This is a genomic window from Binatus sp. (SeqCode) (assembly GCF_036522015.1).
Classification (GTDB): Bacteria; Desulfobacterota; Binatia; order Binatales; family Binataceae; genus Binatus.
On record NZ_DATDGQ010000175.1, the window covers coordinates 1 to 2,095 of the forward strand.

1 protein-coding gene and 1 pseudogene are annotated in these 2,095 nt (G+C 61.0%); both read right to left on the reverse strand.

Annotated elements, in window-relative coordinates:
• Nucleotides 1–630 (reverse strand): annotated as a pseudogene (locus tag VIW95_RS07445) (glutamine--fructose-6-phosphate aminotransferase); the annotation flags it as partial.
• Nucleotides 631–1,143: 513 nt separating this feature from the next.
• The coding region (locus tag VIW95_RS07450; RefSeq protein WP_349259301.1) for a bifunctional UDP-N-acetylglucosamine diphosphorylase/glucosamine-1-phosphate N-acetyltransferase GlmU at nucleotides 1,144–2,095 on the reverse strand (952 nt) is incomplete at its 5' end.

A 2,095-nucleotide genomic window follows, 5' to 3' on the forward strand; every position in this document is an offset into this window, starting at 1 on the left:
GCCGTCTTCCAGGACCATCGCGCTCCGCGTGTGCTCTAGAATCGCGGGGATATCCGACGCGATAAAATTCTCGCCGTCGCCGAGACCCAACACAAGCGGCGTCGCAGTCTTGGCGGCAACCAGCTTGCCGGGATCGGTTTCCGATAGCACCACGATCGAGAACGAACCGCGGATTCGCAGGACGGCCTCGCGCACGGCCTCGGTCAGGCCGAGACCGCCTTTGAGCTTTTCCTCGATCAGATGAGAGATCAGCTCGGTGTCGGTTTCGGAGCTGAGCTTGTGACCGCGCGCGAGCAGCTCGGCGCGCAGCTCGACGAAGTTCTCGACGATGCCGTTGTGAATCACCGCGACCGGGCCGGCCTTGTGCGGATGCGCGTTTTCCTCGGACGGGCGTCCATGCGTCGCCCATCGCGTGTGTCCGATTCCGATATGTCCGCGCAGCGGCGAGTCGGCCAGCAGATGGCGCAGATTTTCGAGCTTGCCTTTGGCGCGCCGAATTTCGAGCTTGCCGCTATCGGCGATAGTTGCAACGCCGGCCGAATCGTAGCCGCGATACTCGAGGCGGCCGAGCCCGCCGAGCAGGATAGGGTAGGCCTCGTTCGGCCCGACGTAACCGATTATTCCGCACATGGTCGTTCGCTCCTTTCCCCGCGTTTGCAGGGAACGTTACAGAGTTTTTCGAACGCACGACGATGCGAAACGATAACGAAATAAGTTGTGCTGGAGAGTTTGGAAAATCACGTCAGAGTTGGATGCTCTGCCACTCGAGGCGCGTTTTGTCGCGCGGTCACCCGCGCGGTTTAACTGCTCGCCTCTATCGACTGTGGAGCCGGGAAGCCATCCGCCGAATCTTTCGATACTGCTTCCACCTCGTCAACTCATGCTGCCATGAGTCCTGGCGCTACTCTCGTTCTTTATTTTCTATCGCCTCGACCGTCACCTCGTTCCAATGATTATTCTCGCTCAGCCGAGTGAGTTCAAGCGCCGCGCCCCGGTTCGAAGCTTTTCACGCCTCTGCCCTATCCCACTTCTAACAGGGCGAAGCCCGCATCCTGATCACTAAGGTGCACGGGTTACCCCTGCCCAAGGAAGCGCGAAACCCACGGCGGGTTTCGCTTACCTTCAAACCACGCGCCTAGTTTTCTAGTGATCCTTCTTGCGCATCAAACTGCCATCGGGGCTGTCGTTGTGGCGCTTGCGCCAGCTTGCCATCCAGCCGGCTTTTTCGCGCTGCGGATGGTGCGACATTACGAGAGAGCCGTCGGGCACCTCGCGGATAATCGTCGTCCCGGACGCGACGTACACGTCGCTGCCGACCTTTACCGGCGCGACCAGTTGCGTGTCGCATCCGACCATACAGCGGTCGCCGATTTCCGTTTGATGCTTGTCGTAGCCGTCGTAGTTCACGGTGATGACGCCGCATCCGATGTTGGTGTCGGCGCCGATGTTCGCGTCGCCTAGATAGCTCAAATGGCTGGCCTTGGTGCCGCGGCCAAGGCGCGCTTTTTTGGTCTCGACGAAATTGCCGATTCGATTGTGGCCAGCGAGTTCCGTACCCGCGCGCAGATGGGCGAAGGGCCCGATGTCGGATTCCTCGCCGATGACGCAATCTTCGGCGCGCACCCCCAGCTTCAGATGGCATCGCGGGCCAACAGTCACGTTGCTGAGCCATGCGGTCCCGTCGATTCGCACGCCCTCGCCAAGCTTGCACGCGCCGAGAATCTGGACGTTGGGACCGATTACGCAATCGGGCGCGATCTCCGCCTGCTCCGAGATGTAGGCGGTGGCGGGGTCAACCAGCGTCACGCCGGATTGCATCAGTTTTCGATTAACGGTCGCACGAATTTCCGCTTCCATTCTTGCCAGCTCCTCGCGCGAGTTGATTCCGGCGAACTCCGCCGGGTCGGTGGCAACCCACGCTTCAATTGTTTCGCGACGCGCACGCACGATCGCAACGATATCCGTGAGGTAGTACTCATCCTGCGCGTTGCCCGGTTTCAGTTCCGCGAGCGCGGACCGAAGCAGGGCACCGTCGACGAGGTAAAAGCCGGTGTTGATTTCGTTGGTGGCGCGCTCGGCGGGCGACGCATCGCGG